This is a genomic window from Parabacteroides sp. HGS0025 (assembly GCF_000969845.1).
Classification (GTDB): domain Bacteria; phylum Bacteroidota; class Bacteroidia; order Bacteroidales; family Tannerellaceae; genus Parabacteroides; species Parabacteroides gordonii.
Genome location: NZ_KQ033902.1, coordinates 3,862,711 through 3,878,373 on the forward strand (window position 1 = coordinate 3,862,711; position 15,663 = coordinate 3,878,373).

The window sequence follows — 15,663 nt, forward strand, 5'->3', positions numbered from 1 at the left end:
CAATTAATTTAGTACAAATATATTGTCAGTTGTCAACCGTCAGCTGTCAATTAAAATAATACATACCGATGAAAGTATTGAAATTCGGCGGAACGTCCGTAGGTTCCGTGAATAGTATTCTGAGTGTTAAGAAGATAGTAGAGGCTATTGAAGAGCCTGTAATCGTTGTCGTATCGGCCCTGGGCGGCATAACCGACAAGCTGTTGGCAACTTCCGTCATGGCTTCCAAAGGGGATGTCGGATACGAAAGAGAGTTTTCTGAAATCATAACACGTCACCTGGATGTGATTGAAGGCGTTATACCTGGCAAGATGCAGCGGATCGAAGTGCAGAAAAAGGTCATGAGCCTGCTGGATGAACTGGGAAATATCTTCAAAGGTGTGTACCTGATCAACGACCTGTCGGCCAAGACTTCCGACACGATCGTAAGTTATGGGGAACGTATCTCTTCCCTGATTGTTTCAAACGTGATCGAGGATGCGCAACTGTTCGACTCACGCAAGTTTATCAAGACGATCAAGCAGTTCAACAAACACATCGTCGATTTCGAACAGACCAACCAGTTGATCAAAGAGACATTCAACCCGCTGCCTAAAGTTTCGCTGGTACCCGGTTTCATCTCGTCGAGTACGGAGAACGGGGAAGTGACGAACCTCGGACGCGGTGGTTCCGACTATACCGCCTCTATCCTGGCAACCGCCCTCGATGCTAACGTCTTGGAAATATGGACAGACGTGGATGGTTTTATGACTGCCGACCCGCGCGTGATCAGTTCTGCTTACGTGATCGACCGGCTGACATTTACCGAAGCAATGGAATTGTGTAACTTCGGTGCCAAAGTGATCTATCCGCCGACGATCTATCCGGTATATCATAAGAATATCCCGATCCGTATCCTGAATACGTTTAACCCGACCGCTCCGGGTACTTATATCTCGAAAGAGAAAGTAAAGGAAGAGGGTAAAGCCATTATCAAAGGTATCTCTTCTATTAACGATACTTGCCTGATCACCGTACAGGGTTTGGGCATGGTCGGTGTGATCGGTGTCAACTACCGCATCTTCAAGACATTGGCAAAAAGCGGCATCAGCGTATTTATGGTATCACAGGCCAGCTCTGAAAACAACACCACTTTCGCCGTCCGTAATGCGGATGCCGATCTGGCTGTGCAGGTGCTGGACGAGGAGTTTGCTCTGGAACGTGCGCAAGGCGATATGAACGATACAGTTGCTGAAAAAGACCTGGCTACCGTAGCGATCGTCGGTGAAAACATGAAACGTACGCCGGGCATTGCCGGTAAGCTGTTCGGTACGCTGGGTAGTGCCGGTATCAGTGTGATTGCTTGTGCACAGGGAGCTTCCGAAACAAATATCTCGTTTGTTATCAAGCTCAAATACCTGCGTAAGGCGTTGAACTCTATCCATGATTCCTTTTTTCTGTCACAATATAAGGTACTCAACCTCTTCATTGCCGGTGTAGGTACTGTCGGTGGTAACTTACTGGAACAGATACGTATCCAGCAACCCAAGCTGATGGAACAAAACGGCCTGAAGCTGAATGTAGTCGGTATCGCCAATAGCAGGCGTGCCCTCTTCCTCCGCGAAGGACTGAACCTGGAAAACTGCATCGAAGAATTAAAAAAGAACGGTGAAGCAAGCTCTCCCGAACATCTGGTGGAAGAGATCCTGAAAATGAATATCTTTAATTCCGTGTTCGTGGATTGTACAGCTAATCCGGCTGTTTCCGACTTATACGAAACACTGCTCAATAATAACGTATCGGTAGTGGCAGCCAATAAGGTAGCCGCCTCTTCTTCCTACAGCAATTATATCAAACTGAAGGAAACAGCCCGCCATCGCGGCGTTAAGTTCCTGTTTGAGACAAACGTAGGTGCCGGACTTCCTATCATCAATACGATGAACGACCTGAGAAACAGTGGCGATCATATCCTGAAGCTGGAAGCTGTTCTGTCGGGTACATTGAACTATATCTTCAATACACTGAGCGCAGACATCCCCTTCAGCAAAGCCATCCTGATGGCTAAAGAGGAAGGATATTCCGAACCCGATCCCCGCATCGACCTGAGCGGAAAGGATGTTCTTCGCAAGCTCGTAATCCTAGCACGTGAAGCCGGATATAAGGTAGAGCAGCAGGACGTTCAGCGTAAGTTATTCATCCCTGAAAAGTTCTTTGAAGGATCGTTGGATGAGTTCTGGTGCAAGATCAAAGAAGTAGATACCGAATTCGAAAGCAAACGCCAGCAACTGGAAGCAGAAAACAAACGTTTCCGCTTCGTTGCCAAAATGGAAAACGGTGCTTGCGAAATAGGATTGCAGGAAGTTGACAGCCACCACCCGTTCTACGAGTTGGAAGGCAGCAACAACATCATCATGATCTCTACCGAAAGATACCACGAGTATCCCATGATAATAAAAGGATATGGAGCCGGAGCCGACGTAACGGCAGCAGGCGTATTCGCCGATATTATCTCCATTGCAAACATTCGATAAAATGAAAAGTATAATTATTCTGGGAGACGGCATGGCCGACGAACCCATCGAGGCACTTGGAGGTAAGACCCCTATGCAATATGCAGATACTCCTTATATGGATAAGCTGGCTGCACTGGGGGTTACCGGACAATTGAAAACAGTTGCCGACGGTTTCCATCCGGGCAGCGAAGTTGCCAACATGGCCGTATTAGGATACGACTTACCGAAAGTATACGAAGGACGTGGCGTACTGGAAGCTGCAAGCATCGGCGTCACGCTCCAACCGGGCGAAATGGCGATGCGTTGCAACCTGATCTGCGTAGAAGGAGAAATCCTGAAAAACCATTCGGCCGGACATATCTCCACCGAGGAAGCCGATCAACTGATCCAATATCTCAACGAGAAACTGGGATCCGACCGGATCAAATTCTATACCGGCGTCTCTTATCGTCACCTGCTGGTAATCAGAGGGGGCGACAAAAGGCTGGATTGCACGCCGCCTCACGATGTGCCTCTCCACCCCTTCCGCCCTTTGCTGATAAAGCCGGAAGTACCCGAAGCACAGGAGACAGCCGACTTGTTGAACGACCTGATCCTGAAATCGCAGGAAATACTGAAAGATCACCCGGTCAACCTGAAACGTATGGCGGCAGGGAAAGACGCGGCCAACAGTATCTGGCCCTGGTCGCCCGGCTACCGTCCGGCCATGCAGACCATGCACGAAATGTACGGCATAAAGAAAGGCTCCGTTATCTCGGCGGTCGATCTGATACGCGGTATCGGTGTATATGCCGGCCTTGAAATCATCAACGTGGAAGGTGCTACCGGGCTTTACGATACCAACTACGAAGGCAAGGCTTATGCCGCCCTCGAAGCCCTCAAGACAAACGATTTCGTTTACCTTCATGTGGAAGCCAGCGACGAAGCCGGACACGAAGGTGACGTGGATCTGAAGATAAAAACAATCGAGTATCTGGATAAACGGGCTATCCGTATCATTTACGAGGAGTTGCAGAAATGGGACGAACCGGTTGCGATCGCCGTCCTGCCCGACCATCCTACCCCCTGCTCGATCCGTACCCATACCAATACACCGATCCCCTTCCTGATCTACAAACCCGGACAGGAACCGGACGCAGTGACCTGCTTCGATGAATTCAGCGTCCTCAACGGCAAATACGGTGTATTAGAAAAAGATGAATTTATAAAAGAGTTATTATGAAATATTACAGCACAAACAAAAAGGCTCCCCTGGCCACACTCGAGGAAGCCGTTGTAAAAGGCCTTGCCGGTGACAAAGGATTATATATGCCCGAGCACATTGTCCGTCTGGACGAGGGCACGATCAACAATATGAAGAACCAGTCTTTCCACGAAATAGCCTGCACGGTAGCACAAGCTTTCTTCGGTGAAGATATTGATACGGAAACACTGGACGAGATCGTAAAAGACACGTTGTCGTTCGACACTCCGGTGGTTCATGTCAACGATAATATATACAGCCTTGAATTGTTCCACGGCCCTACACTGGCATTTAAAGACGTAGGCGGCCGTTTCATGGCACGTGTGCTGGGATATTTCATCAAAAAAGAAGGTCTTAAACAGGTAAATGTGTTGGTTGCCACTTCGGGAGATACCGGAAGCGCCGTAGCCAACGGCTTCCTGGGCGTACCGGGCATTCATGTATATGTGCTTTACCCGAAAGGAAAAGTAAGCCCTATCCAGGAATGCCAGTTCACGACATTGGGACAGAACATTACCGCTTTGGAAATAGACGGCACCTTCGATGATTGCCAGGCGCTGGTTAAATCGGCTTTCATGGACGATGAACTGAACCGTCACATGAAACTGACCTCTGCCAACTCCATCAACGTAGCCCGTTTCCTTCCGCAGTCTTTCTATTACTTCAATGCGTATGCCCAATTAGACAAGATAGGTAAAGCCGACAACCTGGTGATCTCCGTCCCCAGCGGTAACTTCGGAAATATCACCGCCGGCCTTTTCGCCAGTTGGATGGGATTGCCTGTCAAGCACTTCATTGCAGCCAATAATCGCAACGACGTATTCCTGGAATATCTAAATACGGGTGTTTATACGCCGCGTCCTTCCGTTGCCACCATCGCCAATGCAATGGATGTAGGCGATCCGAGCAACTTCGCCCGCATCATGGATCTGTTCGAAGGCTACGGAGATAAACATGAGGAGATATGCCAGTGGATACACGGCTACCGCTTCACCGACGAAGATATCGAGTATACAATCAGATACGTATATAAAAACGACGGCTATCTGCTCGACCCACACGGTGCCTGCGGCTATCAGGCATTGATACAAGACGCACTTGAAGCGGATGAAACCGGGCTCTTCCTGGAAACCGCCCATCCGGCCAAGTTCAAAGATACTGTCGACCGCATTCTGGAAGCGAATATCGAAATACCGGCCAAGCTCAAAGCCTTTATGCAGGGGACCAAGCAAAGCATCGAACTAAGCAAAGATTTCGATACATTCAAAGCCTATTTAATGAAACAATAACCCACTTCTTGAAGTCACCGCGGCGACCTCTTCATCTCACCGCGGTGACTTCTTCATCTCACAAAGCTGAGTTCTTCATCTCACGAAACCGACTTCTTCATCTTGCAAAGCTTACTTCTTCATCTTTCAGAGTTGAGTTCTTCATCTTAGCTTTGTGAGTTCATCTTCTCAACCAAAAAGTCTTTCAGGATTAGCGCATGATTATGATCCGGGCTCTTGGAAGCATAAAGTAACGTGACAACCGGATATTGCCTGACCTTCTCCACAAAAACCTTTGCAGCATCCGAACCGTTCAGTTCCTTACGATACAACCCGGCAAACTCATGCCATCTAGCATCGGGATCCTGATGAAACCACTGGCGTATCTCCGGCGAAGGGGTAATGTCTTTCGCCCATAGATCATAATGCATAGCTTCCTTTTTCATCCCTCGGGGCCACAAACGATCAACAAACACTCTGTAACCATCCGAGCTTTCGGGATCTTCGTACACTCGTTTAATCTTTATCCGTGTCATATCCTTTTTATTTACATCATTTTAGGTATAAACAAGGTCGATAAACCGATTGTTGCAATCAATCTTCATAACTTGTTTTCTATCTTTTCCATAAACTTTCTTTTAATCCGAGTTGTTAGATAAATGCAAAACATAAACATATAAAGTTATGAGTACAACAACCGTAAAAACAGAACAGAAAAAAGAAGCTGCCCGTACATCAAACAAAGAGATCGCAGCATTTATCGGAGAGCTTTTCTCATTCAACAGCAGTTTGAAACTTTTCCATTGGAGCGTTACCGGAACCGGTAGTTACGCCAAACACATGGCTTTGGACGAAGCCATCGCTTCTTTACTGGATGTGATCGACAGAATTACAGAAACAACATTCGCTATGGTTGGCGACATGAATATCTCAATCCCCGAAACAAAAACACCAAAGGATATCGTTAAGCATGCCACCGATTTCTACAACTATGTAGAAAAACACAGAGACTTGTTCCCGGAAGCATTTTCACAATCAATTATCGATGACTACCAGGAAGCTATTCAACAATTGGTTTACAGATTGGTCAGACTGCAATAATCCGCAGACCGATACAACTGTCATTTTAAGTTTATATAGAAAAAGGTTATCTCCAAAAACGGGATAACCTTTTTCATATAATTAATATCACTTACAAAACAGATCAATCGACAGCCCACTGTTTCATTTCATACATATCAAGATACTCCTCCCATTCAGGATCTACTTCCGTATAGATAGAAATAGGAAGCAACTCGAAAGAGGCTAAAGCTTCATTCAACCGTTCGCCAAAAACACGAACCGTACGGGTATAGAAAACCCAGACCTTCTCTCCTCCTCCGGTATAAACACCTGTAAGGATAGACAGTTTATCTTTCTCCATGGCCTTCTTCAAAGTCTCCTGCACGTTTTCCATTTGTTCGGCGAGCTCCTCACTGGGCATTCCTTTTTCATCCCCCTCATATTTCCAGGTGATTTCCACACGCTCTTTAAACTTGCCCGACTGAACAAACTCGGTCAGTTCGTCACGACCAGATACAGCTACCAGATTTCCGGATTCGTCTTCCGACAAGGCAGTAAACCATTCATTGCTTAATTTCATATAATTATTTTCTTTATTATTCTAAGCGATATCATCCGAATAAAAGACAGCGCTTTCATCTTTTAACGAGTACAAACTTAGATAAAAATATGGGATTTATACCGATCCGGCAACAAATACTTATGTTCTATTTTTTGACTAGTCTGGCGGTTAATTTGTGTATGAGTTCTTCTCCCAACTCTACATCTTCAATCTGTTTGATCAATAGCTGGGAAGCTAACCGTCCCATATTGGCTATCGGTTGATGGATATAGGGAATAAAAACAGGCATAAAGTCAAATGCGTCACTCTTATCAAAGCAGACAACGTGTACGTCTTCCCCTATCCGAAAGCCCAGGTTCAATAGTTGCTTGATACCGGTCATGGCAATCGTATTCGTCGCAAAGAGAATGCCATCCATATCCTTTCTTTTCTGAGCTAACCAGGTAATTGCTCCGATTATATCCTCATCCATGTATTTATACCTAACTCTCTTTATAAGTTCTTCATCATACAGGCCGGCATCTTTCAAAGCATTGGTATACCCTCTTTCACGTTCGATCATATGCGGCTGGCTGTTCTCGTAAATGAGCAACGCAACTCTTTCACAATGAGTATCTATCAGATAACGGGTCGCTTCGTAAGCCGCCTGGTAGTTGTCGATCAAAACACCATTCACCTGCAACGAAGGGTAATAACGGTCTATCAGAACCAAAGGTATACGGTTATCTACCAGTTGTGCAATACTTTTCTCACCAAATTCAGTTGGAACGATAATGAAACCGTCGACCTGTCGACTCCGCAACAAACTGATCATCCTTTCCATCTGAACGTCACTTTCGTCAGTATTCATTATTATTACTGCATATCCGGCCTTTTCCATTTCTTCCTGTACATAAAAAGCTAATGTACCGAAGAAGGGGTTGGATATATCGGCAACCAGAAGGCCTATTGTCTGCGAACGACCACTTTGCAAACTCATAGCCAATCGATTCGGCTGATAGTTCATTTCGTGAGCCACCTTTTTTATCTTTTCAGACATTTCCTTACTGACACGACCGTTTTTATTTTTTCCAGTCAAGACTAGAGATACAGTGGCTGTAGAAACACCTACAGCCAATGCTATATCTTTTATTGATACTCTTTTCATACGTTCCATCATAAATCCTCCGCAAAGTAACAAAAAAATGCTCTATTTATTACGTTGTTTTACAGCGAATAGAGATAATAAGAAGCCTACTAAAAATATAAGGATCGTTCCAAATACGATTGTCAGATAACTATGGAATACCGTATTATTGCCAAAGCTCATCCAGGCAATCAGGATAACGCCACAAACGACTCCGATCATTGCATGGATACTTTTGACCCTCTTCACCATATACCCTAGCAGGAAAAGCCCTAACATACCTCCGCTGAATATGGCAGCCAGACTCCACCAAGCTTCAAGAGCACTTTGTACAGACATCATTGCCAGGCCTAACCCCATGCCCAGAACTCCCAGGATGAAAGAAGTTACATACAGAACATACATATTTTGCTTATCCGTCATCTTTCGTTTATGCTGGAAGAAGTCTGTCAGGATAATCGTAGCCGAACTATTGATACTGGTAGAAACCGTGCTCATTCCCGCTGCACAAATCGCCGCAATCAGCAACCCGGTAATACCCGTTGGCAAACCATGAACAATAAAATAAGGGAAAACAGCATCGTTCGCCGTCCCTTCCGGAAGCAACTCGGGAGACGCGGCATAGTAAGCAAACAGGGCTGTCCCGATAAAGAAGAAAAACATACTTACCGGAACATACAGAAGCCCTCCGAACAAGGCTGCAGAACGTGCACCTTTATCGTCTTTCGCCGTTTTATACCGCTGTACATAATTCTGGTCGATGCCATAATTTTGCAGATTAATAAAAAGTCCATATACCAGAGTGACCCAGAATGTGGTAGTCCCCAGGTCAGGTCCGAAACTACCTAAAGAGAATTTGTCATACTCCTTTGCGATCGAAAACAACTGTGAAGGACCCTCCGGCATGGAGAACAGCAGAACTATGACACAAGCCAATGCTCCGGCGATCAACACAATACCCTGTATCGCATCTGTCCAGATAACGGCAGTTATTCCCCCCAGGACGGAGTAAATAACTACGCAAAGCCCGGAAACCATAATAATAACAGGAATGCTCCACCCCAACATGGAGTGTAACGGTAACGCCATCAAATACAGGACAGACCCGATCCGGGCTACTTGTGTCAGCAAATAACAACAGGAAGCATACACCCTGGCCCAATACCCGAACCTTTCTTCCAGATAACTATAAGCAGAAATACTATTGATATTCCTGTAAAAAGGGACAAAATATTTAGCTGCGATCCAGGAGGCGATCGGTATAGACAAACTGAATACAAACGGGTTCCAGTTTCCCATATAAGCGTTTCCCGGCAATGCTAGAAAACTGATGCTACTGACATAAGTTGCAAATATAGACATCCCCACCACCCAGGCCGGCAATCTTCCTCCGGCAGAGGTATATTCGTTTGAATTTCTGTTTTTCGAGAAAAAAGAACATCCAAACAATAAAGTTCCTGCCATAAAGGCAAAAAAGACGATAAAGTCGAGTATTGATAGTTCCATAAGTATTCTTCTAATATAAATTATATCACAATCTTGTTTCAATAAAATGGCCTAAGTCCAGATATTTTTGATAAAGTGGCAGGTATTGATGGTGTATATCCTCATCCGGATCATATTGGGTGGCAAAACCTTTTCCCATTATCTGTTGCGCTTCTTCTATCCTGGAATAAACTCCGGCAGCCACAGCCGCGAACATGGCTGCACCTAAAGCGCAGGCTTGTTCTGAACGGGCTACTTTAATAGGCATATTCAATACATTGGCAAGCGTCTGCATCACAAAAGGTGATTTTAAAGAAATGCCCCCGATCGCAGTTATACTCTCTATCTTTACCTGTTGTTTCAGGAAACAATCGACAATCGATTTTGAGCCGAAAGCGGTAGCTTCTACCAATGACTTAAAAAGTAACGGGGCAGAAGTCCCCAAAGTCAAACCAGAAATAAGCCCGGTCACATTTTGGTTTGCATCGGGGGTACGCCTTCCGTTCAGCCAATCGACAGAAACCGGTATGCTTTCACTAACCGGTATTTTCCTGGCTTCTTCCGTCAGTGAGGGTAATATCCTACGATCCAGCAACCGGACAATGTTTTCTGCTTCCTCTTCATTATAAACCGACGGCAAAATGTTTTTCAAAGGCCATAACAACATATCTTTAAACCAGGCATATACATCACCAAAAGCTGATTGTCCGGCTTCCAGTCCGACCATCCCGGGTATTACAGAACCATCAACCTGTCCGCATATTCCGGATATCTGAGAATTCTTTATCTCATCATAAGAAGCCACCATAACGTCGCAAGTAGATGTGCCCATCACACGAACGAATGTTTTCTCAGAGATCCCGGCCCCTACTGCCCCCATATGGCAGTCGAGGGCACCGACACCTACGGCAACCTGGATGGGGAGCCCCAAACGTACCGCCCATTCTTCCGATAAATATCCGGCACAAGCATCACTTGTATAAGTAGATTGATAAAGGTGACCTTTAAAGATATCCAATAAGGGATCCAGTGTCGTAAGAAAATCAGAAGAAGGCAGGCCGCCCCATTTCTCACACCACATTGCCTTATGTCCGGCAGCACAGCGGCTCCGACGGATATTTTCCGGAAGAATATTTCCAGTTAACAAAGCAGGCATCCAATCACAATGCTCCACCCAGCTATATGCAGATTTCCGGATTGACGGATCGACACGAAGCAGATGCAACATCTTAGCCCACACCCATTCTGCAGAATAAATACTTCCACTATATGCTGTAAAATCTGTTTCCCATCGTTTAGACAAATCATTTATCTCACCCGCCTCCTTCACTGCCGTATGGTCTTTCCATAAGACAAACATGGCATTTGGATTATCCGAGTATTCGGGTAATAATGATAATGGCATTCCGCTTTTATCCAATAAAACAGGGGTAGACCCGGTTGTATCGATTGCTATACCGACAACTTTCTCCGCTGTTCCTTCCGGACATTGGCTTAATGTCCGCCTGACAGCCAACTCCATACTTTCCATATAATCTAACGGATGCTGGCGATACTGGTTTATTGCAGGATCACAATAGAGTCCTTTCTTCCAACGAGGATAAAATTCTACATCTGAAGCCAACTCCTCTCCTGTAATTACATCAACCAATAATGCCCGGCAGGAGTCAGTACCGAAGTCAATACCAATTACATATTTATTCATAACTACTTACTTTTTCTTATTTGGGTTTGTAAATAAATAAAGATGACCATCTTCTGCTCCAACCAAGATATCTTTTACTCCATCTTTATTCCAATCCGAAACCGTCGGACAAGTGGTATGTCCTGCCAGTTTCTTTTCTCCCATATCTCCCCTATCGATATAATAGACCTGTCCATTATCTTCTTTGAGATTTTCCAGATAGGCAACATTCTTGCTGTTTATGATAATATCCAAATCACCGTCACCATCCCAGTCTACAAAGCAAAACTTCCTCCTCCCTGATGCTCCAGCCTGCTTATCGTTCAATCTTAAAAGTTCCGTTTTATCCGATTGTATCCGGTGGAATATACGTTTACCCGGCTTTAACCAAAATTCGTCACCTTGCTTGAATCGTTCATAAAAGCATAAATAACCTTCATTATCCAGCATGACAAGATCGGTCAATCCATCCTTATTCCAGTCAATAGCAAAAGCAGACGTACGCCATTGAGTAACCAGATCTGTTGGCCCCGGATTCCACCAGTTCCATGCTGGTTTCTGAGGAGTTCCTCCCCAATCCACCTTCATTTTAAATGGTCCCTGAAGATTGATAGGATCTCCTGTGTTTTTATACCAAAGAATTTCCCCAAAAATAGAATTAATAATTATATCTGCTCGACCATCATGATCCCAATCAGCCACAGTTGGTACCGTATATCCCCATTTTGCCTCACAGGGACCTTGTATTGAGCCATTTTCACCAGCCAATATTCTGATCGGCTCATTATTTGCCAGTAAAAAAATCGGGGCTGCCCATACCGGATTTTCACCACCTGAAAGATTTTCGATAAATGCCAAATCTCCTGCAGAATTTCCTACGATCAGATCTTCGTCTCCATCTCCATCCCAGTCAACGCTATAAGGTGTCACTAACGCACCGAATTTCACGTTATCTGCTTTTTGTTTTAAATAAACCAGAGATTCAAAAACAGGCATGTTATCTTTGACCTTTCCTGTATTTTTTATGAACGCAATTCTCCCATCTTCTTCACCTGCAAGAATATCAACATGGCCATCTCCATCAAAATCAATAGCAACCGGAATAAACATCTCCAACGTTATCTTTATCAGTCCTTTTTCGTTCTCTAAATAACGCCCCTCTCTAAAGACCGGCTTTTCACGGGTTCCTATATTTTCATACCAGGTTAGTTTATCAACAAACTCTCCACATATGATATCCAGATCACCGTCTCCATCAAAATCGAACATCATCGGACAAGGATATCCATAGCTGTCTATCGGTCTGCCATCCGCATTCAACCGACCTTTATTGATGTATTTTCCATTTTGATTTTCCAATAGATAAACATATCCGTGCAATGGGCCGTTCTTCCAATTCCCGTTCGCATCAAAAGCATTATCCCAACCATAATCGCTCCACTCATCGATACCGACCAAAATATCCCAGTCACCATCATTGTCGTAATCAACATAACCCCATTTATTGCTTCGGGTCTTCTTTATATCAGTAGCCGGATTCACGTCTACATTTATATCAACCAATTCAGAAAACAAATTCTTTCCAAAGTCTCTATATTCACCACCAGGCTTCAACACATGCAATTTATTCCCTTTATAAGACGGATAAATAGCATTTGTACCTTCTGCAATCCATACAGGTTTATCAAACAACGGCTCGTTCTTTGTTCCGATGTTTTTATAAAAATAGAGTCCTTTATTTGGAGCAGAAGTACAGGATACCAATATATCCAATAACCCGTCATCATCATAATCCACCGGGATGGGAACAGGCCATAATCCGACTTCCAAATCGACAGTCAAATCCGGATTATTATATTTTATGATCGAGAAATCTTTACTCTCTCCATATAATGTAATTCCAGTAAATAAGAATAAGAAAAGGATACTTATGCATTTCATACCACACTATTTTATATTAATCAATACTCACTTCAGAGAGCTTTCTAAAATCTTTTATCCGATGGAATGTCAAAAAATTAGCATCGTGATTATTACGTGCTCCACCTGTTTCATCATCAAATGCAGTACGGGAAAGGAATATGATATCATCCCCTTCAAATAGCCATTCTACATATTGGAAACCATGATATTTGACATCCGGATGTTCTAAAACGATCTTGTGAACCGTCCAGTTCTGTAAATCTATTGAACTACACAGAGCTTGCGTATTACGAACTCCGGCAGGATTACCTTTGCCTCGGAATTCCGGTTTAACGTAATTACTCAACATCCAATACCGTTGTGATTTCTCATCATAACGAATGGTAAATTTCTTACTACCACCAGGGAGTTTTATAAATCCTGTTTCCGGATCAAATGTTGCTTTTTTCCCATTTTTGCTGATCTTGACAATGGCCGCATACTCGTCTTCTCTACTGGGAGCATCCACTCTCAATATATCAAACATTTCACCTTTAGGACCAACGACGGCATTTCCTTCCAACCATGCATTAAAAGCTCCATTCAGATATGTAGAATCATACATTAAATAATTCGTCTTACTCCAATTATCTGCATTCAATAAATCAGAATTAACCGGAGCAGAGATCATCATTGCGCTATATCTCTGTCCCCACTTCGTTGTAGGTGCCGTTGCATATTCTAAAGCTCTCCATATCCGTCCGTTATGAATTACCATAGGCATTGGCGCTGTATGATACTCTCCCGGTAAGATCAATCCGTTTTTCGAATGATAAGGGATTGTCCATGTATAACCGCCATCATCCGAACGACGTATATTAAAATTTCCATGATGTTTATTTGGGCCCATAACATAAACTATACCATTATGCACAAATAAATTTGACCAGAACTGCCCATCAATAGTCGCAATCTGTATCCAACTCCCCCCTCTGTCTTTCGATAAAAATATGCGAGTTTGCGCAGATCGAAATTCTGATGACTTAGGGCCGAACTCATCATGCGAGGCTAAATAACTTCCATCCGGTAAGACACACATACCCGGTGATCCGATATACTTCCCTGTTTCCTTTGAAATATGGCTCACGACTACTCCCGGAGGATTGTTCTGAGCAAAACAAACACAATTCAAACAGACAAAAAAGAAGAAAGCATAATATTTAAGATGTTTCATATACAATGTTTTTATGGTTTAGAGAAAAGAGCAGTTTTCACCAGTTTGTTCAACTGCTCTTTTAATGTACATATTAACTTATTTCAGCCACTCAGAATGCTGAACTAGATTCTTCGCTTTATCAATAGCCGACTGAGGCAACGGCCATACATAATGCTTATTAGGATTAAACACTCTCGTTTCAATGATTTTAAGAGGAAGAACCCCTGGGATTTCATAACTTACAATCTCTTTATTCAATACTTTCTCTGCAATTCTCCAACGTAAAATATCATAATATCGTAAGCCCTCTCCTGCTAATTCAACACGACGCTCGTTTCTGATAAATTCCCGTAATTTGTCCTGAGTATTATACCTATTTCTATCCACAACCGGCATACCAGCTCTCTTTCTGACCTGATCCAATGCATCATAAATAGAGGCATCAGGCCCTGAAGCCTCATTTTTAGCTTCCGCATACATTAATAAGACATCGGCATAACGGAAAATGATCCAATTCACCCACATAGAACGCTGCTGAGTATACATATCGCCTATATATTTTCTAAAATAGACATAAGTCTTTGCAGCAAGCCCGTCATGTTGGTTATTGATGGGGTCATAAGTCACACCTGCAAATGTTTCGAAAGGGACAATAAAGTTCATCTTAAAACGAGGATCTCTGTTTTCCCAGGGATTCTGAGGATCGAACAGAGAAGATTCTGTAATAGGTAAACCATCAGAGCATTCATAAGAATTGACCAAATCCGGTAACGGCATAGATAAACTGGAGCCACCAATTGTATAGAATCCATGAGCAAAACACATGGTATGTGTCTCCAGATTTTCAGCATATTGACGAGCTAGAATAACTTCTTTTGTTTGATTATTAAATGCTGTCAAAAATAACTCATCATAATTAGGATGTAATTCATAAGCATTCAAATCCATTACACCTTTTGCAGCTTCAGCAGCTTCACTCCAGCGCTCGTTGTATAATAATACTCGAGCTTTTAAAGCGAGAGCTGCCCCCTTAGTAGCCCGACCAGCATCTGAGGCAGGCCAGGAAACCGGTAACTCATCTATTGCCAAATTCAACTGCTCAAGTAAATATTTCAAGACTTCTTCTTTCGGAGATTTTTCAATATCACTTTCATCCATAGACAAGACACTGGTCACCAATGGTACATCCCGGTATAAAGTAATCATCTCAAAATAACGCATCGCTATAATAAAGCGAGCCTGACCCGCTAAATTATTTTTCTCCTCCGCTGTCAAATTAGGTATGATTTCAAGCTTATTCAATAATTCCAGGCAATGACGGATATAAGTATATCCCCATTTATAGGAAACAATATTCGTTGTTGACTCAAAAGTTCCATTAGCTACCAGGTTACAATTTCCACGTCCCGGGCCAGCAGAATTATCACTCATAGGCTCAAAAGAATAATCCTGCCAACCAGGCAAATCCTTATAAGCATTATTGACCCACATCTCAGCCCGGTCATACGAAGTCCAGAATGTTGCATCGGATGGATTCGCCAAAGGTGGCGTTTCCAGAAAATCAGAACAAGACATCAAGCTCAATCCGATACCCAGCAAATATATTTTATTCAAAAGTTTCAT

Annotated in this window: 12 protein-coding genes; 4 read left to right on the top strand and 8 right to left on the bottom strand. The window is 43.6% G+C overall.

Annotation, left to right across the window (positions count from 1 at the left end; translation table 11 throughout):
• Positions 1 to 68 precede the first annotated feature (68 nt).
• The 3 genes from thrA to thrC are packed head-to-tail and all read left to right on the top strand — an operon-like array spanning position 69 to position 5,024.
• Positions 69 to 2,510, top strand: coding sequence for a bifunctional aspartate kinase/homoserine dehydrogenase I (gene thrA, locus HMPREF1212_RS15055; protein WP_028730448.1), 2,442 nt, complete (start codon positions 69 to 71; stop codon positions 2,508 to 2,510).
• 1 nt (position 2,511) lies between these two features.
• The gene (locus HMPREF1212_RS15060) at positions 2,512 to 3,714 is read left to right on the top strand and encodes a cofactor-independent phosphoglycerate mutase (RefSeq protein WP_046149901.1); all 1,203 of its coding nucleotides are present in this window, start codon (positions 2,512 to 2,514) and stop codon (positions 3,712 to 3,714) included.
• Positions 3,711 to 5,024: a threonine synthase gene (thrC, locus tag HMPREF1212_RS15065; RefSeq protein ID WP_046149902.1), complete on the top strand. Its 1,314-nt coding sequence runs from the start codon at positions 3,711 to 3,713 to the stop codon at positions 5,022 to 5,024. Before HMPREF1212_RS15060 ends, thrC begins: the two co-directional genes overlap by 4 nt.
• A gap of 146 nt (positions 5,025 to 5,170) precedes the next feature.
• Here thrC and HMPREF1212_RS15070 read toward each other — a convergent pair whose 3' ends face one another.
• Positions 5,171 to 5,539: a DUF488 domain-containing protein gene (locus HMPREF1212_RS15070; protein WP_046149903.1), complete on the bottom strand. Its 369-nt coding sequence runs from the start codon at positions 5,537 to 5,539 to the stop codon at positions 5,171 to 5,173.
• A 148-nt stretch (positions 5,540 to 5,687) separates the two neighbouring features.
• Between HMPREF1212_RS15070 and HMPREF1212_RS15075 the strand changes: the two genes are divergently transcribed.
• Positions 5,688 to 6,104 (top strand): DUF5856 family protein, encoded by a 417-nt coding sequence (locus tag HMPREF1212_RS15075; RefSeq protein ID WP_028730444.1) that lies wholly within the window; start codon positions 5,688 to 5,690, stop codon positions 6,102 to 6,104.
• Positions 6,105 to 6,207: 103 nt separating this feature from the next.
• Here the strand turns inward: HMPREF1212_RS15075 and HMPREF1212_RS15080 are convergent, their stop codons facing one another.
• From HMPREF1212_RS15080 to HMPREF1212_RS15110, 7 genes are all read right to left on the bottom strand, one after another.
• Positions 6,208 to 6,645, bottom strand: coding sequence for a DUF695 domain-containing protein (locus tag HMPREF1212_RS15080; RefSeq protein WP_028730443.1), 438 nt, complete (start codon positions 6,643 to 6,645; stop codon positions 6,208 to 6,210).
• Between the two features lie 127 nt (positions 6,646 to 6,772).
• Positions 6,773 to 7,774, bottom strand: a complete 1,002-nt coding sequence (locus tag HMPREF1212_RS15085; protein WP_044193763.1) for a LacI family DNA-binding transcriptional regulator — start codon at positions 7,772 to 7,774, stop codon at positions 6,773 to 6,775.
• 42 nt (positions 7,775 to 7,816) lie between these two features.
• Entirely contained in the window at positions 7,817 to 9,259 is a 1,443-nt protein-coding gene (locus HMPREF1212_RS15090) for a sodium:solute symporter family protein (RefSeq protein WP_028730442.1), read from the bottom strand.
• Positions 9,260 to 9,284: 25 nt separating this feature from the next.
• Positions 9,285 to 10,943, bottom strand: a complete 1,659-nt coding sequence (locus HMPREF1212_RS15095) for a ribulokinase (protein WP_028730441.1) — start codon at positions 10,941 to 10,943, stop codon at positions 9,285 to 9,287.
• Between the two features lie 6 nt (positions 10,944 to 10,949).
• Positions 10,950 to 12,863: an FG-GAP repeat domain-containing protein gene (locus HMPREF1212_RS15100; protein WP_046149904.1), complete on the bottom strand. Its 1,914-nt coding sequence runs from the start codon at positions 12,861 to 12,863 to the stop codon at positions 10,950 to 10,952.
• Between the two features lie 16 nt (positions 12,864 to 12,879).
• A complete protein-coding gene (locus HMPREF1212_RS15105) occupies positions 12,880 to 14,058 on the bottom strand; it encodes a glycoside hydrolase family protein (protein ID WP_028730439.1) in 1,179 nt (392 codons plus the stop codon).
• Between the two features lie 78 nt (positions 14,059 to 14,136).
• Entirely contained in the window at positions 14,137 to 15,663 is a 1,527-nt protein-coding gene (locus tag HMPREF1212_RS15110; RefSeq protein ID WP_052349956.1) for a RagB/SusD family nutrient uptake outer membrane protein, read from the bottom strand.